General features: G+C 70.9%; 21 protein-coding genes and 1 pseudogene. 14 read left to right on the top strand and 8 right to left on the bottom strand.

Features of this window, described 5'->3' with window-relative positions:
* Window positions 1-237 precede the first annotated feature (237 nt).
* The 3 genes from ACWV17_RS27965 to ACWV17_RS27955 all read left to right on the top strand — a co-directional run bounded on the left by ACWV17_RS27965 (window position 238) and on the right by ACWV17_RS27955 (window position 3,925).
* Window positions 238-1,890, top strand: coding sequence for a glycoside hydrolase family 13 protein (locus tag ACWV17_RS27965; RefSeq protein ID WP_455361865.1), 1,653 nt, complete (start codon window positions 238-240; stop codon window positions 1,888-1,890).
* Between the two features lie 25 nt (window positions 1,891-1,915).
* Window positions 1,916-2,947 (top strand): LacI family DNA-binding transcriptional regulator, encoded by a 1,032-nt coding sequence (locus ACWV17_RS27960; RefSeq protein WP_455361864.1) that lies wholly within the window; start codon window positions 1,916-1,918, stop codon window positions 2,945-2,947.
* A gap of 75 nt (window positions 2,948-3,022) precedes the next feature.
* Entirely contained in the window at window positions 3,023-3,925 is a 903-nt protein-coding gene (locus ACWV17_RS27955) for a phosphatase PAP2 family protein (RefSeq protein ID WP_455361863.1), read from the top strand.
* Here the strand turns inward: ACWV17_RS27955 and ACWV17_RS27950 are convergent.
* Both ACWV17_RS27950 and ACWV17_RS27945 read right to left on the bottom strand, forming a co-directional pair.
* On the bottom strand, window positions 3,913-5,490 hold the full coding sequence (locus tag ACWV17_RS27950) for an amidohydrolase (RefSeq protein ID WP_455361862.1): 1,578 nt from the start codon (window positions 5,488-5,490) through the stop codon (window positions 3,913-3,915). The two genes, ACWV17_RS27955 and ACWV17_RS27950, sit on opposite strands and share 13 nt — an antisense overlap.
* Complete coding sequence (locus tag ACWV17_RS27945) at window positions 5,466-7,037, bottom strand: APC family permease (protein WP_455361861.1); 1,572 nt, start codon at window positions 7,035-7,037, stop codon at window positions 5,466-5,468. The genes ACWV17_RS27950 and ACWV17_RS27945 overlap by 25 nt, the downstream gene beginning before the upstream one ends.
* A gap of 135 nt (window positions 7,038-7,172) precedes the next feature.
* Between ACWV17_RS27945 and ACWV17_RS27940 the strand changes: the two genes are divergently transcribed.
* Window positions 7,173-7,811: a TetR/AcrR family transcriptional regulator gene (locus ACWV17_RS27940; protein ID WP_455361860.1), complete on the top strand. Its 639-nt coding sequence runs from the start codon at window positions 7,173-7,175 to the stop codon at window positions 7,809-7,811.
* Between the two features lie 32 nt (window positions 7,812-7,843).
* Entirely contained in the window at window positions 7,844-8,866 is a 1,023-nt protein-coding gene (locus tag ACWV17_RS27935; RefSeq protein ID WP_455361859.1) for a glycoside hydrolase family 5 protein, read from the top strand.
* Here ACWV17_RS27935 and ACWV17_RS27930 read toward each other — a convergent pair.
* On the bottom strand, window positions 8,823-10,448 hold the full coding sequence (locus ACWV17_RS27930) for a glycosyltransferase family 2 protein (protein WP_455361858.1): 1,626 nt from the start codon (window positions 10,446-10,448) through the stop codon (window positions 8,823-8,825). The genes ACWV17_RS27935 and ACWV17_RS27930 overlap by 44 nt on opposite strands.
* Window positions 10,449-10,659: 211 nt before the next feature.
* The gene (locus ACWV17_RS27925) at window positions 10,660-13,650 is read right to left on the bottom strand and encodes a bifunctional [glutamine synthetase] adenylyltransferase/[glutamine synthetase]-adenylyl-L-tyrosine phosphorylase (protein WP_455361857.1); all 2,991 of its coding nucleotides are present in this window, start codon (window positions 13,648-13,650) and stop codon (window positions 10,660-10,662) included.
* 148 nt (window positions 13,651-13,798) lie between these two features.
* On the opposite strand from ACWV17_RS27925, the gene ACWV17_RS27920 reads away from it, so the two are divergent.
* Window positions 13,799-14,350 carry a pyridoxamine 5'-phosphate oxidase family protein gene (locus tag ACWV17_RS27920; protein WP_455361856.1) on the top strand — a complete coding sequence of 184 codons (552 nt, stop codon included), beginning with the start codon at window positions 13,799-13,801 and terminating at the stop codon, window positions 14,348-14,350.
* A 598-nt stretch (window positions 14,351-14,948) separates the two neighbouring features.
* Here ACWV17_RS27920 and ACWV17_RS27915 read toward each other — a convergent pair.
* Window positions 14,949-15,338 (bottom strand): annotated as a pseudogene (locus ACWV17_RS27915) (MarR family winged helix-turn-helix transcriptional regulator); the annotation flags it as partial.
* A gap of 358 nt (window positions 15,339-15,696) precedes the next feature.
* Here ACWV17_RS27915 and ACWV17_RS27910 point away from each other — a divergent pair.
* Window positions 15,697-16,188 carry a GNAT family N-acetyltransferase gene (locus tag ACWV17_RS27910; RefSeq protein WP_455361855.1) on the top strand — a complete coding sequence of 164 codons (492 nt, stop codon included), beginning with the start codon at window positions 15,697-15,699 and terminating at the stop codon, window positions 16,186-16,188.
* A 284-nt stretch (window positions 16,189-16,472) separates the two neighbouring features.
* A complete protein-coding gene (locus tag ACWV17_RS27905; RefSeq protein ID WP_455361854.1) occupies window positions 16,473-17,630 on the top strand; it encodes an amidinotransferase in 1,158 nt (385 codons plus the stop codon).
* Window positions 17,631-17,653: 23 nt separating this feature from the next.
* Here the strand turns inward: ACWV17_RS27905 and ACWV17_RS27900 are convergent, their stop codons facing one another.
* A complete protein-coding gene (locus ACWV17_RS27900; protein ID WP_455361853.1) occupies window positions 17,654-18,085 on the bottom strand; it encodes a nuclear transport factor 2 family protein in 432 nt (143 codons plus the stop codon).
* Between the two features lie 108 nt (window positions 18,086-18,193).
* On the opposite strand from ACWV17_RS27900, the gene ACWV17_RS27895 reads away from it, so the two are divergent.
* A complete protein-coding gene (locus ACWV17_RS27895; RefSeq protein WP_455361852.1) occupies window positions 18,194-18,763 on the top strand; it encodes a PadR family transcriptional regulator in 570 nt (189 codons plus the stop codon).
* Window positions 18,750-19,565, top strand: a complete 816-nt coding sequence (locus ACWV17_RS27890; protein ID WP_455361851.1) for an SGNH/GDSL hydrolase family protein — start codon at window positions 18,750-18,752, stop codon at window positions 19,563-19,565. The genes ACWV17_RS27895 and ACWV17_RS27890 overlap by 14 nt, the downstream gene beginning before the upstream one ends.
* A gap of 753 nt (window positions 19,566-20,318) precedes the next feature.
* Here ACWV17_RS27890 and glnA read toward each other — a convergent pair.
* Complete coding sequence (glnA, locus tag ACWV17_RS27885) at window positions 20,319-21,680, bottom strand: type I glutamate--ammonia ligase (RefSeq protein ID WP_455356297.1); 1,362 nt, start codon at window positions 21,678-21,680, stop codon at window positions 20,319-20,321.
* Between the two features lie 143 nt (window positions 21,681-21,823).
* Here glnA and ACWV17_RS27880 point away from each other — a divergent pair, with 143 nt between their 5' ends.
* The 3 genes from ACWV17_RS27880 to ACWV17_RS27870 all read left to right on the top strand — a co-directional run bounded on the left by ACWV17_RS27880 (window position 21,824) and on the right by ACWV17_RS27870 (window position 23,644).
* Complete coding sequence (locus tag ACWV17_RS27880) at window positions 21,824-22,231, top strand: hypothetical protein (RefSeq protein WP_455361850.1); 408 nt, start codon at window positions 21,824-21,826, stop codon at window positions 22,229-22,231.
* Window positions 22,232-22,292: 61 nt separating this feature from the next.
* Entirely contained in the window at window positions 22,293-22,949 is a 657-nt protein-coding gene (locus ACWV17_RS27875; RefSeq protein ID WP_455361849.1) for a DUF3105 domain-containing protein, read from the top strand.
* An 8-nt stretch (window positions 22,950-22,957) separates the two neighbouring features.
* On the top strand, window positions 22,958-23,644 hold the full coding sequence (locus ACWV17_RS27870) for a DUF305 domain-containing protein (RefSeq protein WP_455361848.1): 687 nt from the start codon (window positions 22,958-22,960) through the stop codon (window positions 23,642-23,644).
* A gap of 11 nt (window positions 23,645-23,655) precedes the next feature.
* On the opposite strand, the gene ACWV17_RS27865 is transcribed toward ACWV17_RS27870, so the two are convergent.
* Window positions 23,656-24,540 (bottom strand): alpha/beta fold hydrolase, encoded by an 885-nt coding sequence (locus ACWV17_RS27865; RefSeq protein ID WP_455361847.1) that lies wholly within the window; start codon window positions 24,538-24,540, stop codon window positions 23,656-23,658.
* A gap of 520 nt (window positions 24,541-25,060) precedes the next feature.
* Between ACWV17_RS27865 and ACWV17_RS27860 the strand changes: the two genes are divergently transcribed.
* Window positions 25,061-26,815 carry an NAD+ synthase gene (locus tag ACWV17_RS27860; protein WP_455356292.1) on the top strand — a complete coding sequence of 585 codons (1,755 nt, stop codon included), beginning with the start codon at window positions 25,061-25,063 and terminating at the stop codon, window positions 26,813-26,815.
* Window positions 26,816-26,983: the final 168 nt, after the last annotated feature.

The raw sequence follows: 26,983 nt of genomic DNA, 5'->3' as shown, positions 1-26,983 counted from the left end.
CTGCAAGAGCAGGGGATCGTTACATCCGCGTGTCCTGACAGTTGCCTCCGCATCACTTGACAGGGGCACTTTCCGCCACCCGAGGCACGTTCGGCCAGGAGTCGCAATATCTTTCACAAGGCCTTGCAGGGCTGTTACTTTCCTCGTCAGAGCACCGTCACCGCAGCCGCATCACCGCGTTGACCTGGATGGTTGTACGTCTCCCCCGACCCAGGACCGTACGAGAGGGAACATCCCATGGCCCAAGAGCTCGCTCCCGCCGTCGGCCTTCCGGTCCCCGCGGCCCCCGCGGTGCAGCATCCTGCAAGCTCTTCCAACGACGGCCGCGGCTGGTGGCGTGATGCGGTCATCTACCAGGTGTACGTGCGCTCCTTCGCCGACAGCGACGGTGACGGCGTCGGCGATCTGCGCGGAGCCACCCACCGGCTGCCCCATCTCGCCGGGCTGGGCGTCGACGCCGTCTGGCTCACGCCCTTCTACGCCTCGCCGCAGGCCGACGGCGGCTACGACGTCGCCGACTACCGCGCGGTCGACCCGCTCTTCGGGGATCTCGGCGACATCGACGACTTCGTACGCACCGCCCACGAGCTGGGGCTGCGGGTCATCGTCGACATCGTCCCCAACCACACCTCGGAGCGGCATCGCTGGTTCCGCGAGGCGCTGGCCGCCGCTCCCAGGAGCGCGGCCCGCGACCGGTATCACTTCCACCCGGGCAAGGGCATGGCGGGCGAGCTGCCGCCCAACGACTGGGAGTCCGTATTCGGCGGCCCCGCCTGGACCCGCACCGCGGACGGCGCGTGGTACCTCCATCTGTTCGCGCCCGAGCAGCCCGACCTCAACTGGGAGAACCAGGAAGTACGCGAGGAGTTCGACGCGGTCCTCCGCTTCTGGCTGGACCTCGGGGTCGACGGTTTCCGCATCGACGTCGCGCACGGCATGGTCAAGGCGCCCGGCCTGCCGGACATCGGCCACCGGGAACAGGCGAAGCTGATCGGGGCGCAGACGCTGCCGTTCTTCGACCAGGACGGGGTGCACGAGATCCACCGCTCCTGGCGCAGGCTGCTCGACTCCTACCCGGGCGAGCGGATCGGAGTCGCGGAGGCCTGGGCGCCCGGTCCCGACCGGCTCGCGCTGTACGTACGCCCCGACGAACTGCACCAGGCGTTCAACTTCCAGTTCCTGAAGTGCCCTTGGGATCCCGACGCGATGCGGCGCGTGATCGACGAGTCACTGTCGGCGACCGCCTCCGTGGGTGCGCCGACCACCTGGGTCCTGTCCAACCACGATGTCGTCCGTCATGTCACCCGCTACGGGGGCGGGGAGCAGGGCCGGCGCCGGGCCCGGGCGGCCGCGCTGCTGATGCTGGCGCTGCCCGGATCTGCGTACATCTACCAGGGCGAGGAGCTCGGGCTGCCCGAGGTACTCGACCTGCCGGACGAGGTGCGCCAGGACCCGGCCTTCTTCCGGGCGGCGGGCCAGGACGGCTTCCGGGACGGCTGCCGGGTCCCCCTCCCCTGGACCGCCGAGGGCCCGTCGCACGGCTTCGGACCGGCAGCCGGCTGGCTGCCGCAGCCCGCGGACTGGCGGGACCTCTGCGTCGAGGCCCAGACCGGCGATCCGGACTCGACCCTGGAGCTCTACCGCTCGGCACTGGCCCTGCGGCGCCGGCTGGGCGGTGGCGCCGACGGCAGCGCCGCCCTGCGGTGGCTTCCGGCGCCCGACGGGCTGCTCGCGCTGGCCCGTCCGGGGCTGGTGTGCACGCTCAACGCCGCCGCCCACCCGATCACCGTCCCCGTGCCCGGGAGGCTGCTCCTCTCCTCGGACCTGGTGGCGCCGGCCGGCGGCACGGTCCGCATTCCGGCCGATTCCGCTGCGTGGTGGGCAATCTGACATGCGACCGGTACAGTCCAACCCTGTGACCGCACGGCTTGCCGACATCGCAACCCAGGCGGGGGTCAGCGAAGCCACAGTCAGCCGCGTGCTCAACGGCAAGCCCGGCGTGGCCGCGGCCACCCGCGAATCCGTTCTCGCCGCTCTCGACGTGCTCGGCTACGAACGGCCGATGCGGCTGCGGCAGCGCAGCGCCGGCCTGGTGGGGCTGATAACGCCGGAGCTCGACAACCCGATCTTCCCGGCACTCGCCCAGGTCATCGGCCAGGCCCTGACCCGGCAGGGCTACACGCCGGTGCTCGCCACCCAGACGCCGGGCGGCTCCACCGAGGACGAGCTCACCGAGATGCTGGTGGACCGCGGGGTCTCCGGGATCATCTTCGTCTCGGGCCTGCACGCCGACACCACCGCCGACATGCAGCGCTACGACCAACTGCGCGGCCAGGGAGTCCCGTACGTCCTGCTCGGCGGCTTCTCCTCCAAGGTCAAGGCGCCGTTCGTCTCGCCCGACGACCGGGCCGCGATGCACCTGGCCGTGACGCATCTCGTCTCGCTCGGCCACACCCGGATCGGCCTGGCGGTCGGCCCGAAGCGCTTCGTCCCCGTGCTGCGGAAGATCGAGGGGTTCCAGCAGGCGCTGCAGGAACAACTCGCCCTCGCTCCCGAGGAGTCCGAGGAACTCATCCAGCACTCCCTCTACACCCTCGAAGGCGGCCAGGCCGCCGCCGCCTCGCTGATCGAGCGGGGCTGCACCGCCGTGGTGTGCGCCAGCGACATGATGGCGCTCGGCGCGATCCGGGCCGCGCGGGGCCGGGGTCTCGGCGTACCGCGCGACGTGTCCGTCGTGGGCTTCGACGACTCCCCCCTCATAGCGTTCACCGACCCGCCGCTGACGACGATCCGGCAGCCGGTCCAGGCCATGGGGCAGGCGGCGGTCCGCACGCTGCTGGAGGAGATCAGCGGGACCCCCGCTCCGCACAGCGAGTTCGTCTTCATGCCGGAGCTGGTGGTACGCGGTTCAACGGCCTCGGGGCCCGGTGCGGCGGCTCGTTCGTAAGGCGGAGGGAATGCCCCGAATACCAGTCCGAGGGATGATCGTGCGAGGGATGCGCATCTGGCAGACTCTCCCCCCATGGGTGAAGCGACTGTGAAGACACTGGAAGGCCGGACGGCCGCCACGCCACCCATCGTGGACGAGGACCGCCCGGCTTCGCGGCGGGCACGTGCTCTCGTCGCCCGGGTCAGGTCGCCGCGGCGTCCCCGCATCTGGTTCGAGATCCTGCTGATCGCGGTCAGTTACTGGACGTACTCGCTCATCCGCAACGCGGTACCCGAGCAGCAGGCCGCCGCCCTGCGCAACGCGGACTGGATCTGGGCCGCCGAGAAGTCACTCGGCCTCGCCTTCGAGCAGACGGTCAACCACGCCGCGAACTCCGTGACATGGCTGATCATCACGATGAACTACTACTACGCGACCCTGCACTTCATCGTGACCATCGGCGTACTGGTCTGGCTCTACCGCTGGCATCCCGGCCGCTACGCGGCGACCCGGCTCGTGCTCTTCGCGACCACGGCGGTGGCCCTGGTCGGCTACTACCTGTATCCGCTCGCGCCGCCCCGGCTGATGAACGGGCAGAACTTCATCGACACGGTGCTCGTGCACCACACCTGGGGTTCGATGGCCTCGGGCAACTTCAAGAACATGTCGAACCAGTACGCCGCCATGCCGTCCATGCACATCGGCTGGTCGCTCTGGAGCGGACTCACCATCTTCGCGCTGGCCTCGGCCCCCTGGGCGAAGATCCTCGGCGTGCTCTACCCGACGCTGACCCTGGTGGTGATCGTGGCCACCGCAAACCACTTCTGGCTGGACGCGGTCGGCGGCCTGCTGTGCCTCGTCTTCGGTTACCTCCTCTCGTACGGCTGGTACGGCGCGCTCCCGCAGCGGCTGCCGAAGCGGGTCGAGGACCTGCCCCGGCAGCAGCAGCGGAACGACGGCCCGGTACCGGACCGGGTCGGTGCTCAGGCGCGGTAGGTGACGTGCCCGCCGGTCATGGCCAGCCGCACCGGCGCCTCGGCCAGTTCGTCGGCTGGTGCCTCGACCGGGTCCAGGCCGAGCGCCGTGAGGTCGGCCCGGTAGCCCGGAGCGATCCGGCCGGCCACCTCCTGCTCCCCCGCCGCCACCGCGGCGTGCGAGGTGCAGCCCTCCAGTGCCATCAGCCCGGTCAACGCGCGGCCGGGGGCGGCGGCGCCCCTCGGCGCCAGTGCCGTCGCCAGTACCTGGCGTACGTCGTAGTGGGCGATCGGCCAGTCGGAGCCGAGTGCCAGCACCACGCCCGCGTCGCGCAGGTCCCGGCAGCGCCAGGCGCGGCCCGCCCGCTCGCCGCCGAGCCGCTTGGACCACTCGTCGGTGTGGTCGGTGCGGGTGTACGCGGTGTGTGGCGGCTGCATCGAGGCGATGACGCCCAGCGCGGCGAAGCGCGCGATCTCCCGGTCGGGCACGGTCTCGATGTGCTCGATCCGGTGCCGGAGCCGGCCGCTCTCGCCCAGTGATTCCACGGTGTCCAGGACATGACGGACGGCGGCGTCACCGATGGCGTGCGTGGCGGTCCGTACGCCCGCCTCGTGGAACCGGCGTACGGCCTTGGTGTACGCGGCCGGGTCGGGCCAGAACGCGTCGGTGCCCTGGCCGTGGCAGTCGGCATGTTCGAGCCAGGCGGTCCCGCCCTCGACCGTGCCGTCCATGAAGAACTTCACGCCGCCGACCTGCCAGTGCCGGCCGCCCCGGAGCTGGAGGTCGATCAGCTCCTCCAGGCCGTCCTCGTCCACGCCGGGCATGCACCAGGGCGCGAGGCGCAGCCGTACCGGCAGGTGCGACTCCACCTCCAGCGAGGCGAGCAGCTCCGGTACGTCCCCGTCACCGAGGTCCATCACATGGGCGCCGGTCAGTCCGGTGGCCGCCATGCCGTTCAGCAGGTCGAGCAGCCGGGCCCGGCGCTCGGCGGGTGCCGGCTTGGGCACCAGGGCGGAGACCAGGTCCATGGCGGCGTGCTCGATCAGGTGCCCGGTGGGGCGGCCCCCGGCGTCGCAGACCACGGTGGCGCGCTGGGCGAAGGCCTGCGGACCGGTGACCCCGGCGGCGGCCAGGGCGGCCCCGCTGACCAGGGCGGAGTGCCCGTCGTAGAGGCGGATGAAGGCGGGCGCGCCGTCGAGGACGTCCTCGATGAGCGCCCGGTCGACGGGCCGGCCGCCGAAGACGTTGTGGTCGAGGCCCCAGGCGACCAGCCAGCCGTCGGTCCGGGGAGCCGCGCGCAGGGCCTCCCGCAGCTGCTCCAGGCCGGCGACGCCGGACAGGTCGAGGCCGGTGGCCATCTCGACGCCCCACACGGGGTGGCTGTGGCCGTCGGTCAGGCCGGGGGTGAGGGTCGCCCCGGCGAGGTCGACGGTCTCGGTACCGGGTCCGCGCCAGTCACGTACGTCCGCGTCGTCGCCGACCGCGACGATCTCGCCGGCGCGGACGGCCACCGCGCCGGCCAGCGGCCGGGCCGGATCGAGGGTACGGACGCGGGCTCCGGTCAGGACGATGTCGGCAGCGGGCACGGCGGCTCTCCTTGGAGGTTCTGGTCGCTCGGGTCGTTCGGGTCGCTCCCGGCGTTCGGGTCGCCCTGGTCGCTCGGGTGCGGGGGCTCGGCGGCGAAGTTCGCGTACACCTCGGGCCTGCGGCGGCGCAGCCGGAAGGCGAGGGCGAGGCCGAGCAGGAAGACGGCGGGGACGAGGGCGACGAGGACGGTGTTGACGGTGGTGGAGGCGCCGGTGAACAGGCCGACCTTCGAGACGACCAGGACGATCGCGGCGGCGAGCAGCACGGCCGCAGCGACGGGTGCGACCACGGTGCGCAGGACGCCTTCCTGGTGGCGGATCCGGCGGAAGTAGAACGGGATGGCGATTGCGGCGAGCAGCTGGAGGGCCATCAGGCCGATGCCACCGGGGGTGTTCACCCAGAGGAGCAGCTGGGTGTACGGGTCGGCGCCGGCCGCGGCGAAGCCGAGGACGACGGCCAGGCCGAGGACGGTCTGGGCGAGGCCCGCGACGTACGGCGAGCGGTGGCGCGGGTGGACCTTTCCGAGGACCGGCGGCAGGACCCCTTCCTCGGCGAGGGCGAGTCCGTAGCGGTTGATGGCGTTGTGGAAGGCGAGGAGGGAGGCGAGGACGCTGGTGACGATGAAGATGTGCATCAGGTCCGCGGCCCAGCCGCCGACGTAGGTGGTGATGGCGGCGAAGAACAGGCCGCCGGGGTCGTCGCCCGCGGCCTTGACGACGGCGTCGTTCCCGAACGCCTGGATCACGGTCCAGACGATGAAGGCGTAGAAGAGGCCGAGGAAGCAGACGGCGATATAGGTGGCGCGGGGAATGGTCCGGCCCGGGTCGCGGGCCTCACGCCGGTAGATGACGGTGGACTCGAAGCCGGTGAACGCCGTGAACGCGAAGGCGAGGACGGCGGCGGTGCCCGGGACCAGGACGTTGCCGGGCGTGAAGGAGCCGAGGGAGAGCCCGTCCGCGCCGCCCTCGATCAGCACTCCGCCCGCGAGCAGGACGAGAATGCCGGTCTCGGCGAGCAGCAGGACGCCCAGGACCTTGGCGCCGAAGTCGATGGAGCGGAAGCCGCCGTACCAGATGAGCAGCAGCCCGGCGAGGGACACCGGCAGCCACGGGATGTCGATTCCCCACAGAGCGTGGGCGGTGTCGGCGGTGGCGGTGCCCAGCAGGCCGTACACGCCGATCTCCATGCCGTTGTAGCCGAGCATGGCCAGCAGGGCGGCCGCGATGCCGACGGGCTTGCCGAGACCCTGGGTGATGTACGCGTAGAAGGCGCCGCCGCTGCGGACGTGCCGGCTCATGGCGGTGAACCCGACGGCGAAGATCGCCAGGGTGATGCCGGCGAGGAGATAGCCGGCGGGTGCGCCGATGCCGCCGAGCACGATGGCGATGGGGGCGACGCCCGCCATCACGGTGAGCGGGGCGGCGGCCGAGACGACGAAGAACGAGATGTCGGCGGTGGAGAGGGTGCCACGGCGGAGTGTGGCGGGTCTTTCCGGGGAGGTCCCGGGTGACTTCTCGGGGGAGGTCCCGGGTGACTTCTCGGGCATGGCGGGGGAAGCCCTTCTGCAGCGGCGGGGACAGAACGGGGAGGCAGAAACCTAAAGGCTTTCGGTTGCGGCAATGTAGCCTCCATCCGGGCATACGGGAAGACCTCACGGAACGTGACGAAGGAGAGCGGGACCATGGGACGGCCGCGGACACCCCTGCTGGACCGGGAGCGCATCACCACGACGGCGCTCCAGCTCATCGACGAGCAGGGCGAGTTGAGCGTCCCGCAGATCGCCCGGAGCCTCGGGGTGCAGACCGGCTCGGTGTACCACCACGTGGACGGGCGCGGCGGGGTCGTGGAGCTGGTGCGGGAGCGGGTGTGTGACGCGATCGACGGCGCCACCCTGGATCTGGAGCCCTGGGACACCGCCATGGCGGCCTGGGCCCGCTCCTACCGGGCCGCCTTCGCCGCCCACCCCCGGGTGATCCCGCTGCTGATGACCTCCCCGGTCCGCGCGCCGAAGGTGCTCGCCCAGTACGAGCGGGCGGTGCGGCGGCTGCGCGACGCGGGCTTCGCCAACACCGACGTCATGACCGTCATCATCGCGCTGGAGAACCTGGTGCTGGGCTCGGCGCTGGACCTGGCCGCCCCGGAGACGATGTGGGAGCTCCCGGACGACACGAGCACCCCCGAGCTGGCGCGCGCCCTGTCGGCCGTGGGCCCAGAACGCGCGGAGGCGGCGTTCGACCTGGCCCTGAAGGCGTTTCTGACGTACTGCCGGGAGCTGCTGCTTCAGAGTGAATCCAAAACCGGCTCGGGTGCCGTGAATTGACACCTCATCACACGTAATGGTCGCATTCTGTGATGAAGAACTGGACCGTCCGAGCCGTCCTTGTCATCGCAGTGGCGTTCGGTCTGCTGGCTGCTGCCCATCCGGCGAACGGTGGGGCCGCCGGCGGGACGGTCAAAGCCAGGACTCCGGTCGAGAAGTACGGCAAGGTCCGCGTCTGCGGCGTCCACCTGTGCGCCGCGTCCGGCAGACCCGTCCAGCTCAGGGGCATGAGCACGCACGGCACCCAGTGGTATCCCCAGTGCGTGACCGACGCCGCGCTGGACGCGATCGCGTACGACTGGAAGGCGAGCGTGCTGCGCGTCGCCACGTATGCGAGAGAGGGCGGGTACGCCTCGAACCCGGCCAAATTCACCCGACTGGCGAATGAACTGATCGACAGGGCGAGCAGCCGCGGCATGTACGTCGTCGTGGACTGGCACATGCTCCACCCGGGCGACCCGAATATCGACATCGACAACGCGATGACGTTCTTCAAGGCGATTGCCAAGCGGCACAAGAACAAGCCCAATGTGCTCTACGAGATCGCCAACGAGCCCAACCGCGTGAGCTGGCCAAGAATCAGGACCTACGCGGAGAAGCTCATTCCGGTGATCCGTGCCGAGGACCCCGACAGCGTGATCCTCGTCGGCACCCGTGGCTGGTCCACGCTCGGCAAGGCCGTCGGCTCCAGCGAACAGGAGATCCTCGACGCTCCTGTGCGCGCCTCCAACATCATGTACACGTTCCACTACTACGCCGCGTGGAACCGGGACAGTTTCCGCAACGCCCTCGACCGCGCGTCCGGCCGGCTTCCCGTATTCGTCACGGAGTGGGGCACCCCGTCGTACACGGGGATCGGCAACGACTTCCCCATGGCTCAGAAGTTCGTCGACCTCATGGCCAGGAAGAAGATCAGCTGGACGAACTGGGCCCTGGCCGACAACGACAAGGAACTCTCGGTGTTCAAGAAGGGCGCCTGCGGCAGGGGCGAGTTCGCCGGCACCGGTGTCCTCAAGCCCGCCGGCGTCTGGGTCCGGGAGCGGATCCGAGGCTGAGCTCACTTGCCGCCGCGGCCGGCACTTCGGCAGCGCTGCGGGAGGGGACCAGGATGCGGCCCACGATCACCGCGTAGAACAGTCCGGAGCCCAGGACCAGGGCGAAATCCGGCGGATACAGGGTGAACATCCGCCAGAGGGCCACGCTCACCCAGATCAGGGCCGTACCGCCGCTCCAGACCCAGACACCAACCCACAGGCGCCGGCTCGTGCCCCTCTTCGCGGTCGCCGATCCGGTGGGCCGCCAGCTGAGGCGCCGGCCGCGCAGCGTGTCCCAGATGGCGAAGGCGTGCGCCCAGCCGTACAGCAGACGCGCCGCCCAGGCTTCCAGCCGGTAGGGGCACTTGTGCCAGGAGGGGAAGACCACGGTCATGTAGACCACGCTGGGAAGCACCAGCAAGGTGTACTCGACCTTGAGCCTGTCGGGCATGGCGATGAGCAGGGTGACCGGAATCAGCGGGGCCATGACGGTGAAGAGCGCCGTGTGGATGTAGTAGAGGAAACCGGAGAGGTAGCAGAGGCGACTGGAGAGCCTGAGCTTCGCACTCCAGAACTTGCCGCTGGCCAGCAGGCTCATGGAGCCCGAACACCAGCGGTACTGCTGGTGGAAGAACGCACTCACGTTGTCCGGGCAGACTCCGGTGGCGAGAGGCAGCGGCACATAGCGCAGGTCCCACCCCAGACGGCGCAGGTCGAAGCCGGTGTGCACGTCCTCCGAGTGGTCGATCAGGGTCGTGCCGCCGTTGGCGTCGAGCGCGGCGCGGCGGTAGACGGCGCAGCTGCCGACGCAGATGGCGCCGTCACGGCGCTGCCGGGAGACCTGGATCGCCCGGTAGAACAGCTCCTGGACGGCGCCGGCCCCGCGCTCGATCCACGTCTGCCGGCTGAGCACGCGGAAGTACTGGGGCGACTGGACGATTCCGGTCCTCGGCTCGTTCTCCAGGTACGGAAGGAGCTCGTCGAGCAGGTCCGCGCGGGGCGCGAAGTCGGCGTCGAGGACGAGGACGTACTCGTCGTCGGAGACGCTGAGTCCGTAGTGGAGGTTGCCGGCCTTCTTGTACCAGCCGCGGTTGGGCCGGCTGCCGTACACGAACCCGAACTCGGCGGCCACGGCGGCGAGCTCCGGATTGTCGGAGTCGTCGAGCACGTACGGGGTGGCGGAGCCCGGGTAACGGTCCGCGAGCCGGCGCACGTGCGTCCAGGTGTTCCTGAGGACGTCGACGGGCTCGCCGCACACCGGCAGGAGGATTCCGACCGTCGGATAGGTCTCCGGGCGCCAGTCCCGCACCAGCCGGTCGTGCGCCTTGAGGTCGAAGTCGGCGGTGAAGGCGTTCACCCGCAGGGAGACCAGGTAGTACAGAAGCGTGCAGACCAGGAACGGCAGCCAGAGGTTCAGCCAGGGGGAGGACTGGATCAGCCGGAACTGGCTGAAGGCGAGGCAGCCCATGCTGACGAGCGAGCTGATCGTCAGCACCCAGAGGCGGCGCCTGACGTAGGAGTACTTCTCCTGATCGGTCGGGGGCTGCGGCAGCACCCAGTTTCCCGACTCGGGGCAAGCGTCTTCGGCAGCAAGCATCGGCATGGATCGCTCCTTGAGCCCAGCGACGCCGGGAGTGGAGGAGACCGGTCCTGCAACCGCTCCGACGGCATCGGTCATCTCCACGACACCGGGCCCGAGCGGCGGCCGCACGTCCGGTTGGGCCGGTCGATGCAAAGATCACCACCGACGGCCGTTCGGCCGTTGCGGTGAGTCCGGTGGGCGGTGGGCGACGCGCCCCTACTCCCCCACGCCCTTACGCCCCGTAGAACAGCTCCTCGACGACCGCCCTGGCGCGCCGCGTCGTGCGCCGGTAGTCGTCGATCAGTTCGCCGGCGCGCCCCGGCCCGTACCCCAAGTACCGCCCCACCGCGGCTAGTTCACGGCCGGCCGAGGGGAACGTGTCACCCGCCCGGCCGCGTACCAGCATCACCGCGTTGCGTACGCGCGTCGCCAGGACCCATGCCTCGTCCAGGATCTGGGCGTCCTCGGTGGCGATCAGGCCGGCCGCGTGCGCCGCGGCGAGCGCCTCGCGGGTGCGCGTGGTGCGCAGGCCCGGCTCCGCCCAGCCGTGCCGCATCTGCACCAGCTGGACCGTCCACTCGACATCGCTCAGCCCGCCCCGGCCGAGCTTGGTGTGCAGCGTCGGGTCGGCGCCGCGCGGCAGCCGCTCCGACTCCATCCGGGCCTTCAGCCGGCGGATCTCGCGCACCGCGTCCTCGCCCAGCCCCTCCGCCGGATACCTCAGCGGATCGATCAGGTCGATGAAGCGGCGGCCCAGCTCGTCGTCGCCCGCCATCGGCGCGGCCCGCAGCAGTGCCTGGCTCTCCCAGACCAGCGACCAGCGCCGGTAGTACGCGGCGTACGACGGGAGCGTCCGTACCAGCGGGCCACTCTTGCCCTCCGGGCGCAGATCCGCGTCGATGAGCAGCGGCGGGTCGGCGGTGGGCAGTTGGAGCAGCCGGCGCATCTCCGTGACGACGGTCTGCGCGGCCCTGGCCGCCTCGTGCTCGGCGACCCCCTCGCGCGGTTCGTGGACGAACAGCACGTCCGCGTCCGAGCCGTACGCGAGCTCCTGGCCGCCGAAGCGGCCCATGCCGATGACCGCGAAGCGGGTGGGCAGCTCGTCGCCCCACTGCTCGCGCACCGCGGCCCGCAGCGCGCCGGCGACGGTCGCCGCGTTGAGGTCGGTGACGGCCCTGCCGACCAGGTCGACCAGCGCGCCGGCGTCCTCCTCCGCGGGGCTGTCCTCCGTCCCGTACGAGCCGACGATGTCCGCCGCGGCGGTACGGAACAGCTCCCGCCGCCGCACCCCGCGCGCCGCCGCGACCGCGGCCTCGGCGGTGCCCGCGCGGTTGACCGCCGCCATCACCTCCGGCTCCAGATGGTCACGGCCGCGCGGCTTCAGCCCGCCCGGGTCGCCGAGCAGGGCGACCGCCTCCGGCGCCCGCAGCAGCAGGTCGGGGGCGAAGCGCCCGGCGGACAGCACTCGGGCGAGGTTCTCGGCGGCCGCGCCCTCGTCGCGGAGCAGCCGCAGGTACCACGGGGTCTTGCCGAGTGCGTCGGAGACCTTGCGGAAGCCGAGCAGGCCCGCGTCGGGGTCGGCGGAGTCCGCGAACCAGCCGAGCAGGACGGGCAGCAGCGTGCGCTGGATCGCCGCCTTGCGGGTCACCCCGGAGGCGAGCGCCTCCAGATGCCGGAGCGCGGCGGCGGGGTCCGCGTAACCGAGGGCCTCCAGCCGCTGGCCCGCCGCCTTGGGGCTCAGCCGGGCCTCGCCGGGCGTGAGCTGGGCGACGGCGTCGAGCAGCGGCCGGTAGAAGAGCTTCTCGTGCAGCCGCCGCACCACCGAGGCGTGCCGCCGCCAGGCCTGGTTCAGCTCGGCCACCGGATCGGTGCGCAGCCCGAGCGAGCGCCCGAGCCGCCGCAGATCGGCCTCGTCCACGGGTACGAGATGGGTGCGGCGCAGCCGGTAGAGCTGGATCCGGTGTTCCATCGCCCGCAGGAAACGGTACGCCTCGTCGAGCTGTGCGGCGTCCGCCCGCCCGACGTAGCCGCCGGCCGCCAGCGCCTGGAGTGCGTCCAGGGTGGTCCCGCTGTGCAGCGTGGCGTCGCCGCGCCCGTGCACCAACTGCAGGAGCTGTACGGCGAATTCCACGTCCCGCAGCCCGCCCGGACCGAGCTTCAGCTCGCGCTCCACCTGAGCGACGGGGATGTTGTCGACCACGCGGCGGCGCATCTTCTGCACGTCGGGCACGAAGTTCTCGCGCTCGGCGGCCTGCCACACCAGCGGCGCCACCGCGGCCTCGTACTCGGCGCCCAGCGCGGAATCGCCCGCAACGGCGCGGGCCTTCAGCAGCGCCTGGAACTCCCAGGTCTTGGCCCAGCGCTGGTAGTAGGCCAGATGCGACGACAGGGTGCGCACCAGCGGGCCGTTCCGGCCCTCGGGCCGCAGATTGGCGTCGACCGGCCAGATCGTGCCCTCGACCGTCGTCTCGGAGCAGATCCGCATCAGATGCGAGGCGAGGCGTGTCGCGGCGCCCAGCGCCTTGGCCTCGGCCACGCCGTTCACGGGCTCGCCGACGAAGATGACGTCCACGTCGGAGACGTAGTTCAGCTCGTGTCCGCCGCACTTGCCCATCGCGATGACCGCGAGCCGGCACATCGCGGCGTCCTCGGGCGCGGCGGCGCGGGCGATGGCGAGAGCGGCCCGCAGGGTCGCCGTGGCGAGGTCGGCCAGCTCGGCCGCCGCCTGCGCGACATCGGTCGTACCGCAGACGTCACGTGCCGCTATCGACAGCAGGCAGCGGCGGTAGGCGATCCGCAGCGCCACGGGGTCGGTCGCCTCGGCCAGGCCGCGCTCGAACTCCTGGACACCCGGGTGCAGGTCGGCGGACTCGTACGTGACCAGCGCGTGCCAGTCGCGCGGGTGCCGGGCCAGGTGGTCGCCCAGCGCCTCGGAGGCGCCGAGCACCCCGAGCAGCCGGTCACGCAGCGGCTTGGCGGTGACCAGGGTGGACAGCAGGGCCCGCCGCTCCTCCGGGTCCTGGGCCTCGACCAGCCGTACGAGCCCGCGCAGCGCGAGGTCGGGGTCGGCGGTGATGCCGAGGGCGTCGAGCAGCACCGGGTCGGTGCGTACGGAGGTCAGCTCGGGGGCGTCGAGCAGCCGCCCGGCGGCGGACGGGTCAGTGAAGCCGTGCCGGAGCAGCCGCGTGAACGTACTGCTTCTGCGCCCGGGCACCGACGTCATCCCGCCGCCTCCGTCCGATCAAGGTCCGGTCCTGAGCCTAACCCGCGGGACGGCGGCCCGGCGGGCGTGTACCGATGAGTTCCGCGGGCGCATGCAGTCCACACTGAGAAGGCCCAGGCACTCCCCTGCGAGCGGAAGGACATCAGCCATGACGGCGACGCACCAGCCCCCCATCGGCCCGCTGACCGAACTGGACACCAAGTACAGCAGCTCGGACGCGGAGGCGACCCCGTGGTTCGAGGCGGTACGCCACCTGGAGACGGCCGAGATCTTCTGGTTGTCGACCGTACGACCGGACGGCCGCCCGCATGTCACCCCGCTGCTGGCGGTCTGGGTCGACGACGCGCTGTACTTCTGCACGGGCGCGGACGAGCGGAAGGCGAGGAACCTGGACGCGAACCCGAACGTCGTCCTCACCACCGGCGCCAATGCCCTGCGCGAGGGCTTCGACCTGGTGATCGAGGGCGAGGCGGTGGCGGAGACGGGCGAGAAGTCGCTGCAGCGCGCCGCCGACCGGTACGAGGCGAAGTACAGCAGCGAGTGGCACTTCGACGTGCGCGACGGAGCGTTCTGGGCCGAGGGCCACCGGGCGGAGGTCTTCAGGGTCGAGCCGAAGACGGCGTTCGGCTTCGGCAAGAACCCGTACAGCCAGACCCGCTGGCGCTTCGCGCAGGCGACTGCTCAGGGGGTGTCCGGCTAGGGCCTGTCCGGCGGACAGGCCCTCATACTCCAGCTGTAGATCGTGATCTTCATGTCTGGGATGCGGTCTGTCGCTGGTAGTGACTGGTGCGTGACCGCTACTGGTGGCGGCGTCGTCAGTCGGACTGCTCGCCGGCGAGTTCGGCGTTGGCGCGGGCCGTGACGACCGACAGGACGCGCCCGGCTGTGGCCAGCTCCTCGGGGGTGAAGCCGGCATAGACCCGGGCGGCGATCGCCGCACCGTATCCGCTGGTCTCCTCCTGCAGGGCCCTGCCCTGCTCCGTCAGGCGGACGACCGACCCGTCGGCCGCCTCGAGCAGCCCGGCCTCGAGCAGTTCCGCGACCGGAGCAAGGGCCGCCGCCTCCTCGATCTTCAGGGCCTCCTGCAGCCGGCCGGCGATGCTCTCCCGGGTCGCGGAACCGCCTTGCGCCGAAGTGAAGTTCAGCGACAGGGACTGCAGATAGGTGAGGCCCACCGGGGCGAGTTCCTGCTCCAGGACGGCTTTGGTGGCGTAGTGCGCCAGGGCGACAACCTGGCCGTTCACGCTGGGTGTGGTGGCAGTGGACATGATCACGACTCCTTCGGGGAGGGATCGGGGGGGTACGTCGAGCAGGGTCCGCAGTTCACGGGCGAAGGTTCCGGTCCGCCGGCCGTCGAGCCCGCCGAGCGGTGCGAGCAGTCGGTCCAGGAGCTCCTGGACCACGCCGATCGCCTCGCCGGTGGTCGCGCTGCCCCGCGGGGTGAGCGCGAGCTGGACCGCGCGGCTGTCGTCGGGGTCCTTGGTGCGCTCGAGCAGGTCCGAACTCTCCAGTGTGCGGACGAGTTTGGATACGTAGAGGGGTTCGAGGCCGGTGTGGTCCGCGAGCCGCCGCTGACTCGGTTTGCCGCCGCCGGCGGCCATGCCGTACAGGGAGGCGAGCAGTGAGTACTGGGCGTGGGTGAGGCCGAGCGGTGCGAGGGCCCGATCCACGGCGACCCGCCACTTCATCGAGAGCCGCCATACGAGGAATCCGGGGGACGGACCGGGTGGGCGGGCCGAGGCATGCGAGCGGGCCGAGTCGTCGTACGGGCCGTCTGGTGTCGGGCTCATGGAAAAGTACAGTACATGGCTATAGTAGCCATGGCTACTGAATGAGCTGCATCAACCCTCTTGGACGGAAGAGGAGTTGGCCTCACCGATGGCCGTCGACCACCGCACCGCCGTCACCCCACCTCCGGAACCACCCCGGCTCCGATGGTCCGACTGGCGACGCCGCCACCAGCAGCGATCACTACAGCTGGAGTACTAACCGCGTGCGGTTAATCCGCGTGCGGCCGGGCCACCCCGCGTGATAGGCCACAGTGCCATGGACGATCTTGTAACGGAGCGGCTGGTGCTCCACGCGCTGAACGCGGCCGAGGCGGCTCAGGTGGTGGCCGGGCAGCCGGCCGACGGCGCCCGCTGGGCACCCGGCTACCCGGCCGAGGGCGACGTGGCCGGAGCCCGGCGCTTCCTGGACACCTGCGCGGGCTCCGGCGACCCGCGGCCGTTCGGCGCGTACGAGATCCGCCGCCGCGAGGACGGCCGGGCGATAGGCGGCCTGGGCTTCCACGGCGCCCCGGACCAGGACGGCACCGTGACGATCGGCTACGGCCTGATCCCGTCGGCACGAGGCCGGGGCTACGCCACGGAGGCGCTCCGCGAACTGCTCCTGCTGGCCCGCGCCCGCGGCGTCAGGTGCGTGCGGGGCGACACCGCGCACGACAACATCGCATCGCAGCAGGTGATGACGGCGGCGGGCATGCGCCTGGTGGCGGACGACGGGGAACTGAAGCACTACCGAACCACCTGGCCGTAGGCTCAGCCCGAACCGGACCCCGGCTGCCGGCCCGCCTTCCACCTCAGCTCATCGGCGGCGGGCAAGCCCTGGAGGCAGTTCCAGCGGGCTCGCCACGTCTTCGGTGAGGTATCGGACGGCGAGATGTCTGACATGGCCGCAGCCGAGTCGCCGAGTGACCTGACCATCTGTTCCACGGCTGCCACTTCGCCCGCGCCGACGCGCACCAGCCCATGCCACGTTCACTCTAGGTAACGTATTGGTTATATTGAGTTACTGACTTCTGCGATCGAAAGCGGTTGAGCATGGCGGTAGTGCAGAGGCCCGGCATTCTGGCGGCGGCAGATGCCCCACCGGCCACGACTGCCGACGCTGCGGAACCTCTCGTTTCGCCGGTCAATTCACACAACGAGTGGGACCCGCTGGAGGAGATCATCGTCGGGCGTCTCGATGGCGCGACGATCCCCTCCAGCCATCCGGTCGTGGCCTGCAACATCCCACCATGGGCGGCGCGGTTGCAGGGGCTTGCCGCCGGCTTCAAGTATCCGCGCGTGCTGATCGAGCGGGCGCAGGATGAGCTCGATCAGTTCATCACGCTCCTGCAGTCCCTCGGCGTCACGGTCAGGCGCCCGGACGCGGTCGACCACAGGCAACGTTTCGGCACCCCCGACTGGACGTCGCGCGGTTTCTGCAACACCTGTCCCCGCGACAGCATGCTCGTGATCGGCGACGAGATCATCGAGACCCCGATGGCATGGCCGTGCCGATATTTCGAGACCCACTCCTATCGCCCGATTCTCAAGGACTACTTCCGGCGCGGCGCGCGCTGGACGGCGGCACCGAAGCCGCAGCTCACCGACGCACTGTTCGAGGCGGATTTCCGGATCCCCGAGGCAGGCGAGCCCATGCGCTACATCCTCACCGAGTTCGAGCCGGTGTTCGACGCGGCGGATTTCGTGCGCGCGGGACGCGACCTGTTCGTCACTCGGAGCAATGTCACCAACCAGATGGGCATCGACTGGTTGCGCCGCCATCTCGGACCCGGCTATCGCATCCACGAGATCGAGAGCCGCTGCCGCACGCCGATGCACATCGACACCACGTTCCTCTTGCTCTCGCCCGGCAAGGCACTGGTCAACCCTGAATACATCGACGTCGACCGCCTGCCCGACGTCCTGAGCTCATGGGACATTCTGGTCGCCCCCGAGCCCAACCCGATCGACGAGCGTCTACTCAAGATCACCTCGCTGTGCGGCAAATGGCTCAGCATGAACATTCTCATGATCGACGACAAACGGGTGATCGCGGAGCGGCACCACACCGACATGCTGCGCGCGCTCGAGAAATGGGGGTTCGAGCCGATCCCCTGCGACCTGCTGCACTACGCGCCGTTCGGCGGCTCGTTCCACTGCGCGACACTCGATGTCCGGCGTCGCGGCACGCTCGAATCGTATTTCGGTTGATCGACGGCGCGGCCTCGCCAGGCCTAGCGTTCGACCGGCCTGGGGACGAGGCCGTCCGCGACCAGGCCGGCGAGTACCGCCTGCCCCAGGGCGTGCACAGCGGACTGGGGGCGCACCATCACGGTGAACTCCTTGACCCGGCCCGTCTCGTCGAACTGGAGCAGGTCGATCCCGTGGATCTGCTTGCCGTCCACGGTGGCCCGGAAGAGCAGGATCTCCGACGGCGCTTCTTCACCGTCGGTACTGGTCTCGGCGCTGCCCTCGAAGTCTCCGATGTAGCGGAAGTCCTCGAACGTGCGCAGCAGAACCCCGAAGAGTCCCAGCACCATGGGCTTGCCCTCGAACGGGGTGAACTTCACCGGGCTGTAGAGGCGGATGTCCTCGGTGAACAGGTCGTCCAGTGCGGCGAGATCGCGCTTCTCCACGGCGGCGCGGAAGCGTTCAGCAGTCTCCATGACCCCTCCTGATACTGATCCTGATACACAGCGATAATCAAGGATGTGACTAGTCACTTTCTTGAGTATGATGCAGTGCCGGGCGAGGAAAGGGAAGGGGCTGCTTCGATGGCCTTGCGACATGCCGTACTGGCGGCGCTGCTGGACGGCGAGTACAGCGGATACCAACTGGCGAAGGCGTTCGACATCGGCGTCGCGAACTTCTGGCACGCCCTGCCCCAACAGCTGTACGCCGAGCTGACCAAGCTGGAGAAGGAAGGGCTGGTCGCCGGCCGTCAGGTGGTCCAGGAGACCCGGCCCAACAAGCGTCTGTTCCGGGTCACCGACGCCGGTCGCGCCGAGCTGGAGAAGTTCGCCGCAGCCGTGTCGAAGCCCTCGTTCATCCGCGATGATCTGCTCGTCAAGGTCCAGGCCGCCGACCGCATCGGCACCGAGCCGGTCATCGAACAGCTCGAAGAGCGCGCGTCCGCGGCCGAGGCCAAGATCGAGCTTCTCGGCAAGCTGCTGCGGCAGATGCGCGGCGATGTGGACGAGCAGGAGTTCCTCCGCCACGGCGAGCGGATCGGGCCGTATCTGACCTGCCTGCGCGGCCTGGCCTTCGAGCAGGAACACCGGGACTGGTGCCTGCGCATCGCGGCCGTTCTGCGGGAAAGGCGGACCACTCGTGCCGAGCGGTGAATACCTGCGCTACGTCGCCCTGGGTGACAGCCAGACCGAAGGGCTCGGCGACGGGGACGACACGGTGGGCCTACGGGGCTGGGCCGACCGGTTCGCCGAGCACCTCGCGGCCGTCAACCCCTCGCTCCAGTACGCCAATCTGGCCGTACGAGGACGGGTCGCCGGCCAGGTCCGCGCCGAGCAGCTCGGGCCCGCCCTGGCCCTGCGCCCCGACCTGGCCACCGTCGTGGCCGGGGTCAATGATCTGCTCCGGCCCCGCTTCGACGCCGCGGAGGTGGCCGGGCACCTGGAAGAGATGTTCGCCGCGCTCACGGCCGCCGGAGCCCACGTGGTCACCCTCACCTTCCCCGACGTCGGGAAGATCGCACCCCTGGCCCGGCCGGTCAGATCCCGCGTGTTCGACCTCAATACCCGTATCCGAGCCGCGGCCGCCCGTCACGGGGTCACGGTCGCCGAAACCGCCCGGCAGGCGGTCGCCACCGACCCCCGGCTGTGGACCGCGGACCGGCTCCACGCCGGCCCGCTCGGCCACGAGCGGATCGCCGCGGCCGTCGCCCACGCCATCCGCCTGCCCGGAAGCGACGACGCCTGGACGCTTCCCCTGCCGCCCCAGGCGGCGCCCACTCGCCGGCAAGCCGCAGGAGCCGAACTGCGCTGGGCGGCCGCGTTCCTCGGCCCCTGGCTGGGACGCCGCCTGCGCCGGCAGTCCTCCGGCGACGGCCGCACCGCAAAACGCCCGCAGCTCCGGCCCCTGATCGCCAGGCCGGCCTCGCCGCCGGACCCCGGGCAGCGGGTCACTTAACGATGGGACCAGAGCTGGATGGCGGGGTCCAGCCGCCGTAGTCGATGTCATCACGGGGGACGCCAGCACCACTGTCAGGAGGCGCAACGTCGCCACCGCGAGCAACGTCACCAGACCCATCAGGCGCCTCGGGAGGCGCAACATCGCCACCACGAGCATCGTCACCAGACCCATCAGGGTCCTCGGGAGGCGCAACGTCACCACCACGAGCATCGTCACCAGACCCATCAGGGTCCTCGGGAGGCGCAACATCGCCACCACGAGCAACGTCACCAGAGCCACCAGGCGCAGCAGGAGGGTCAGCACCCTGCCGGCCGTCGTCCATGATGATGTCCTCGCCCCTGGGGATCCTGGGGTGCTTGTAGGTGTTAACGGGGTCATCGACTTCGTCAACGGGGTCTTCGACTTCGGAGGCGACGCTCGGGGGCGGAGTGCTCGGGGCGGCGAACGCGGTGGACGACAGCGAGACGCCTCCGGCAGCGAAGGCGGTCGTTGCCATGAGGAGGACGAAGCGTCGGGTCCTTGTGACGGTCATGAGAGAGGCGTCCTTTCGCAGAGCAACGGGATCGGTACGCGGATGAGGCAAGCGGGCTGTCTGCCCGCCCCGTGCCGTCGTCCGTGACTCCCATTGCGCCCCAAGCAGGAACCCGGGTCACGACGCGGATAATCGGGCCTTGACAACGGTCCGGGCCGGCGGCATAGTGCCGCCGGCCCGGACCGTTGTTCTGGTGAGGTACCGCTCCTGACCTGCGGTTACAGCACCGGGAGGTTCTTGCGGAGTTCGAAGGCGGTGACCTCCGAGCGGTACTCCTCCCACTCCTGCTTCTTGTTGCGCAGGAAGAAGTCGAAGACGTGCTCGCCCAGCGTCTCGGCGACCAGTTCGCTCCGCTCCATCAGCGTGATCGCCTCGCCCAGGTTCTGCGGGAGCGGTTCGATGCCCATCGCCCGGCGCTCCGCGTCGGACAGGGCCCAGACGTCGTCGTCCGCGCCCGCCGGGAGTTCGTAGCCCTCCTCGATGCCCTTCAGGCCCGCCGCCAGGAGCACCGCGTACGTCAGGTACGGGTTCGCGCCGGAGTCGATCGAGCGGACCTCCACGCGCGAGGAGCCGGTCTTGCCGGGCTTGTACATCGGGACGCGGATCAGGGCCGAGCGGTTGTTGTGGCCCCAGCAGATGTACGAGGGGGCCTCGCCGCCGGAGCCGGCCGTGCGGGCCGAGCCGCCCCAGATGCGCTTGTAGGAGTTGACCCACTGGTTGGTGACCGCCGAGATCTCGGCGGCGTGCCTGAGCAGGCCCGCGATGAAGGAGCGGCCGACCTTGGAGAGCTGGTACTCCGCACCCGACTCGTAGAACGCGTTGCGGTCGCCCTCGAAGAGCGAGAGGTGCGTGTGCATGCCGGAGCCCGGGTACTCCGAGAACGGCTTCGGCATGAACGTCGCCTGCACGCCCTGCTCCAGCGCCACCTGCTTCATGACCAGGCGGAAGGTCATGATGTTGTCGGCCGTGGAGAGCGCGTCGGCGTAGCGGAGGTCGATCTCCTGCTGGCCGGGGGCGCCCTCGTGGTGGCTGAACTCGACCGAGATGCCCATGGATTCGAGCATGGTGATCGCCTGCCGGCGGAAGTCCATGCCGACGTTCTGCGGGGTGTGGTCGAAGTACCCGGAGTTGTCGGCGGGCGTGGGCACCGAGCCGTCGAGCGGCTTGTTCTTCAGCAGGAAGAACTCGATCTCCGGGTGGGTGTAGAAGGTGAAGCCCAGGTCGGAGGTCTTGGCCAGGATGCGCTTCAGTACGTACCGCGGGTCCGCGAAGGACGGCGAACCGTCCGGCATCAGGATGTCGCAGAACATCCGGGCGGTCCCAGGGGCCTCGGCCCGCCACGGCAGGATCTGGAAGGTGCCGGGGTCCGGCTTGGCGATCATGTCCGATTCGTACACCCGCGCGAAGCCCTCGATCGCGGAGCCGTCGAAGCCAATGCCTTCGTCGAAGGCCTGCTCCAGCTCCGCAGGAGCCACCGCGACCGACTTGAGGAAGCCGAGCACATCGGTGAACCACAGGCGCACGAAGCGGATGTCGCGCTCCTCGAGCGTACGGAGCACGAATTCCTGCTGCTTGTCCATAGCTACATCCTTGCAGTTCAGACGGCCTGTGCACCACCGCCCGGGCAGAGGGGAGAAGTCCCAGTATCCCGACCCGTAGTTTCGGCCACATTACGCAACCCGTATGACATGCGGCACGCCCGTGCCCACTACCATCTGGCCCCATGGGGGGATCCCGGCACAGACGGCGCGAGCGCATCAGGCGCCCCGCGGCGCTGCTGTGCGCCGCGGTGACGCTGCTGGCCGGGCTTTTCCTCTGTCTGAGCGCCGGTGACCCCCACCGCGGCGGCGATCCGGGCACGGGTGCGGCCGCGGGTACGGGCACGCCGCACGCCGCGTCGAGTACGACTGCCCGTGCCAGTGCCGAGTACACCTGCCCGTTCGACCGCTCGGACTGCGGCACCTTCTCGCATCTGGCCCCGGCGGTACTGACGGTCCCGCCGCCCGCCGCCCCGGTCACCGTGGCCGACGTACAGTACGGCGGGCTGCTCCGGGACGCCGCCGCCGTACGCGCCACGGGGGCTCAGGCCCGGGCCCCCGACCTCCATGTCCTTCAAGTGCTGCGGACGTGAGCCGGGACTCGCACCACGGTTGTCGTCCCCCTGTTTCCCTCCCCGCCGAAGGACACCTCCCATGGCTTCCACCAAGAACCAGCACCAGAACAGCTCACGCAAGGCCCGAATAGAGGAGATGCGGCGCGCCGAGAAGGCGCGTGACCGCCGCAACCGCATCATCGCCATCACCGTCAGCGTGGCCGTCGTCGGCGGGCTCGTCGGCCTCGGCGCGTACGTCCTGAACAAGGAGTCGGAGAAGAAGGCGAAGCAGGAGGCGGCCGTCAAGGCGCCGGTGACCGGCGAGAAGAGCTGGGACGCCAAGAAGCTCGGCCGCAACCACGTCACCACGGCCGTGACGTACCCGATGAAGCCCCCGGTCGGCGGCGACCACCACCAGGCCTGGATGAACTGCGACCGTGACGTGTACAAGCAGCCGATCCCGGAGGTGAACGCCGTGCACTCGCTGGAGCACGGCGCGGTCTGGGTGACGTACAACGACAAGGCGTCGGATGCGGACGTCAAGAAGCTCGCCGACAAGGTCGGCAAGACCTCGTACTCGCTGATGAGCCCGGTCAAGGAGCAGTCCGGTGCGATCATGCTGAGCGCGTGGGGCAAGCAGGTGACGGTGGACGGCGCCGACGACCCCCGGGTGGACCAGTTCTTCACCAAGTACGTCCAGGGCCCCCAGACGCCTGAGCCGGGCGCGGCGTGCACCGGCGGACTGGGCGAGCAGTGACGCGGGCGTTGACCCGGACGCACTGGGCCGCCATCGCGGCCGTCGTCCTCGCGCTGCTCGTCGCGGCGGCGGCCACGGTCGCGACGGCGAGCGGCGGATCAGCGGCGCGGGCAGCCACCCCGGCCGAGGACTCGGCGGACGCCGGCTTCGCCCGGGACATGGCGGTCCACCACCAGCAGGCGGTGGAGATGTCGTTCATCGTGCGTGACCGTACGAAGGACGAGGAGGTACGGCGGCTGGCGTACGACATCGCCAATACGCAGGCCAACCAGCGGGGCATGCTGCTCGGCTGGCTGGACCTGTGGGAGCTGCCGAAGATCTCCATGGGCGAGCCGATGGCGTGGATGGCGTCCGGGACGAAGTCCGGTGAGCACGGCGGCACGCACGGTGGGCACGGCGGGCAGGGTGGTCGCGGTGGGCACGAGACGGGTGACGGCTCGCTCATGCCCGGCATGGCGACCAAGGCCGAGCTCGCCGCACTGGCCGAGGCGGAGGGCAAGGAGGCCGAGATCCTCTACCTCCAGCTGATGACCGACCACCACCAGGGCGGTGTGACCATGGCCCAGGGCTGCGCCGACCTCTGCGAGGTCGGTACGGAACGGAAGCTGGCCCAGGGCATGGTGGACGCGCAGGAGTCCGAAATGGCGCTGATGGCTGACCTGTTGAAACAGCGGGGCGCCAAGCCACGCGCCTGACGCGACACGCCTCACACGCGGGTACGCCCGCCCGCCCCGGAGTCTGTGGACACCGGGCCGGGCGGGCGGCCGAGCACCGCCCGGGCGACCGCCTGCGGCTGGTCCAGCATGACCAGGTGTCCGGACGGCTCCGCGACGTCGAAGCGCGCGCCGAGCCGGTCGGCCAGTGCGGCCTGCCGCTCCAGCCACCGCAGCGAGCGCCGGCCGCTGCTCCCGTCGTGGGCGGCGAGCACCGTCACCGGCACGTCGGGGAGCGGGTACCGCGCGCGCAGCGCGAGCAGTTCCGCGGCGACGTCGCGGTAGCGCGCGTTCTCCAGCAGTGCGCCGCGCAGCACGCGCCCGGTGCGGTAGCAGCGGCGTACGAGTGCGTCGGGCGCCGGATCACCGCCGCTCGGGCGCGAGACCCGTACGACCGCCCGGCGGGTGAGCGGACCGAGCGCGGCGGGGGCGCCGACGGCGGTGAGCGCCGATCCGAGGGCTCGGGCGGCGGCCGTACGCAGGGCGGGGGCGGCTTGGGTCCGGGCGTCCTCCTCGACGCTGCCGTCGACCAGGACGACACCGGCGGTACGGACGGGCTGGAGGCGGGCGAACGCCTCCACGTGGAAACCGGCGATGGAGTGCCCGACGACCGTGGCCGGACCGGGCAGCCCGAGCGCGTCCAGCAGCCCCGCGATGCGGTGCGCCTCGCCGGCGGCGGTGGGCGGTACGGCGGCGGGGGCGCTCAGTCCGTGCCCGGGCCGGTCGAAGCGGACGACGGTACGGGAGGGGGTCAGCAGCGGGACCACCGGGTCCCAGTCGTACCAGCTCATCGCGAGCCCGGCGCTCAGCACGCACACCGGTCCGCTGCCCTCGACGACCACATGCAGCGGCACACCACCGACCCGCACGAACATCATGTACGCCCCTCCTGGCCGGCCCACCACCAACGCGCCCCGCCCGCCACCCCGCCTGCAGGCGGACCGCAGGACCGACCGGCCGCAGGCCCCGGGCTGACCGCCGGACGGAGGGACCGCACGCCCGACGAACGCCGTGTCGTTCGTCGCCGAACCGCGACGAACAGTACCGCCGCCCCCGCCCGCCCGGCCGGCCGGCACCGTGCAGCGCCGCGCAGCCGATGGGAGACAAGCCGCTCAGCCGCCGCAGCCGATCCCACGCACGTAGCGCGTACCACCGCTCCACGCGCCGCCGCGGAACCCGCGCTACCGTGCCCCCGCCGACTGACCGGGACCGCCGCGGCGCCGCCGAACCCGCACGCGTGCCGCGCCGGGCCAGGGGCACCGCGCGCACCGCCGCCCGGCCGGCACACGGCACCCGGCGTTCCGCGCACCGCCGCCCGGCTGGCGCCGGGCACGGATGCGCGCCCGGTACCGCCGCCCGCCAGGGCATCGCGTCAGAGCGACGATTACACTGGGCCGCGTGCCTCAACTACGCCTCGCTCTGAATCAGATCGACTCGACCGTCGGCAGCCTCGCCGCCAACGCCGAATCGATCGTCCAATGGACCCGGCACTCCGCCGAGCAGGGCGCCCATCTGGTGGCGTTCCCCGAGATGGTGCTGACCGGCTACCCCGTCGAGGACCTCGCCCTGCGCTCGACCTTCGTCCAGGCCTCGCGCGACGCACTCCGCGCGCTCGCCCGGCGCCTCGCCGACGAGGGATTCGGCGAGCTGCCGGTCGTCGTCGGGTACCTGGACCGGTCCGAGAAGGCCCAGCCGCGGTACGGCCAGCCGGCCGGCGCCCCGCAGAACGCCGCCGCGGTACTGCACCGGGGCGCGGTCGCGCTGACCTTCGCCAAGCACCACCTGCCGAACTACGGCGTCTTCGACGAGTTCCGGTACTTCGTGCCGGGCGACTCGATGCCCGTGATCCGGGTGCGCGGCGTCGACGTCGCGCTCGCCATCTGCGAGGACCTCTGGCAGGAGGGCGGCCGCGTGCCGGCCACCCGGGCCGCCGGGGCTGGGCTGCTGGTCTCCATCAACGCCTCCCCTTACGAGCAGAACAAGGACGACACCCGGCTCGAACTGGTCCGCAAGCGCGCGCAGGAGGCCGGCTGCACCACCGCCTACCTGGCGATGATCGGCGGCCAGGACGAGCTGGTGTTCGACGGCGACTCGATCGTCGTCGGCAAGGACGGCGAAGTCATCGCGCGCGCCCCGCAGTTCGCCGAGGGCTGCGTGCTCGTGGACCTCGATCTGCCGGCCGCGCCGGCCGAGGCGCCGGCGGGCGTCGTCGACGACGGGCTGCGCATCGAGCACGTCGTCCTGTCGGAGGAGCCCGTACCGGCGTACGAGGCCGAGGTCGACGGCGGTTACGCCGACCGCCTCGACGACGACGAGGAGGTCTACTCGGCGCTGGTCGTGGGCCTGCGCGCGTACGTCGCCAAGAACGGCTTCCGGTCCGTGCTGATCGGCCTGTCCGGCGGTATCGACTCGGCCCTGGTCGCGGCGATCGCCTGCGACGCCGTCGGCGCGCAGCACGTGTACGGCATCTCGATGCCCTCGCGGTACTCCTCGGACCACTCCAGGGACGACGCCGCCGAGCTGGCCCGCCGGACCGGGCTCAACTTCCGGACCGTACCGATCGCCCCGATGTTCGACGCGTACATGGAATCGCTGGGGCTGACCGGCCTCGCCGAGGAGAACCTCCAGTCGCGGCTGCGCGGCACCATGCTGATGGCCGTCTCCAACCAGGAGGGCCACCTCGTGCTCGCGCCGGGCAACAAGTCCGAGCTCGCGGTGGGGTATTCGACGCTCTACGGTGACTCCGTCGGCGCGTACGGCCCGATCAAGGACGTCTACAAGACGTCCGTCTTCCGCCTCGCGCGGTGGCGGAACCGGGCGGCGGAGGAGCGCGGCCAGACCCCGCCGATCCCGGAGAACTCCCTCTCCAAGCCGCCGAGCGCGGAACTGCGGCCGGGCCAGGTCGACACCGACTCGCTGCCCGACTATCCGGTGCTCGACGCGATCCTCTCCCTGTACGTGGACCGCGACCAGGGCTTCGAGTCGATCGTCGCGGCGGGCTTCGACCGGGAGCTGGTGGCGAAGACGCTGCGCATGGTGGATCTGGCGGAGTACAAGCGCCGTCAGTACCCGCCGGGCACGAAGATCTCCGCGAAGGGGTTCGGCAAGGACCGCCGGCTGCCGATCACCAACGGCTGGCGCGAGCACGCCTGACGGAGTGTGGGATACGTGGACCGGGGGGGGGGGGGGGGGGGGGGGGAGGGGGGGGGAGAACCCCCCCCCCCCCCCCCCCCCCCCCCCCCCCCCCCCACCACCCCCACCCCCCCCCCCCCCCCCCCCCCCCCCCCCCCCCCCCCCACCCCACCCCCCCCCCCCCCCCCC

The sequence above is a fragment of the Streptomyces mabaensis genome, assembly GCF_053763515.1.
The sequence above is the reverse complement of the archived record's forward strand: the minus strand, read 5'-3'. Positions and strand labels throughout refer to the sequence as shown.

Coding starts and splice junctions, on each gene's coding strand:
- ACWV17_RS27965 (WP_455361865.1), top strand. CDS start 238: ATGGCCCAAGAGCTCGCTCCCGCCGTCGGCCTTCCGGTCCCCGCGGCC.
- ACWV17_RS27955 (WP_455361863.1), top strand. CDS start 3,023: ATGGGTGAAGCGACTGTGAAGACACTGGAAGGCCGGACGGCCGCCACG.
- ACWV17_RS27945 (WP_455361861.1), bottom strand. CDS start 7,037: ATGCCCGAGAAGTCACCCGGGACCTCCCCCGAGAAGTCACCCGGGACC.
- ACWV17_RS27940 (WP_455361860.1), top strand. CDS start 7,173: ATGGGACGGCCGCGGACACCCCTGCTGGACCGGGAGCGCATCACCACG.
- ACWV17_RS27935 (WP_455361859.1), top strand. CDS start 7,844: ATGAAGAACTGGACCGTCCGAGCCGTCCTTGTCATCGCAGTGGCGTTC.
- ACWV17_RS27930 (WP_455361858.1), bottom strand. CDS start 10,448: ATGCCGATGCTTGCTGCCGAAGACGCTTGCCCCGAGTCGGGAAACTGG.
- ACWV17_RS27925 (WP_455361857.1), bottom strand. CDS start 13,650: ATGACGTCGGTGCCCGGGCGCAGAAGCAGTACGTTCACGCGGCTGCTC.
- ACWV17_RS27920 (WP_455361856.1), top strand. CDS start 13,799: ATGACGGCGACGCACCAGCCCCCCATCGGCCCGCTGACCGAACTGGAC.
- ACWV17_RS27910 (WP_455361855.1), top strand. CDS start 15,697: ATGGACGATCTTGTAACGGAGCGGCTGGTGCTCCACGCGCTGAACGCG.
- ACWV17_RS27905 (WP_455361854.1), top strand. CDS start 16,473: ATGGCGGTAGTGCAGAGGCCCGGCATTCTGGCGGCGGCAGATGCCCCA.
- ACWV17_RS27900 (WP_455361853.1), bottom strand. CDS start 18,085: ATGGAGACTGCTGAACGCTTCCGCGCCGCCGTGGAGAAGCGCGATCTC.
- ACWV17_RS27895 (WP_455361852.1), top strand. CDS start 18,194: ATGGCCTTGCGACATGCCGTACTGGCGGCGCTGCTGGACGGCGAGTAC.
- glnA (WP_455356297.1), bottom strand. CDS start 21,680: ATGGACAAGCAGCAGGAATTCGTGCTCCGTACGCTCGAGGAGCGCGAC.
- ACWV17_RS27880 (WP_455361850.1), top strand. CDS start 21,824: ATGGGGGGATCCCGGCACAGACGGCGCGAGCGCATCAGGCGCCCCGCG.
- ACWV17_RS27875 (WP_455361849.1), top strand. CDS start 22,293: ATGGCTTCCACCAAGAACCAGCACCAGAACAGCTCACGCAAGGCCCGA.
- ACWV17_RS27865 (WP_455361847.1), bottom strand. CDS start 24,540: ATGATGTTCGTGCGGGTCGGTGGTGTGCCGCTGCATGTGGTCGTCGAG.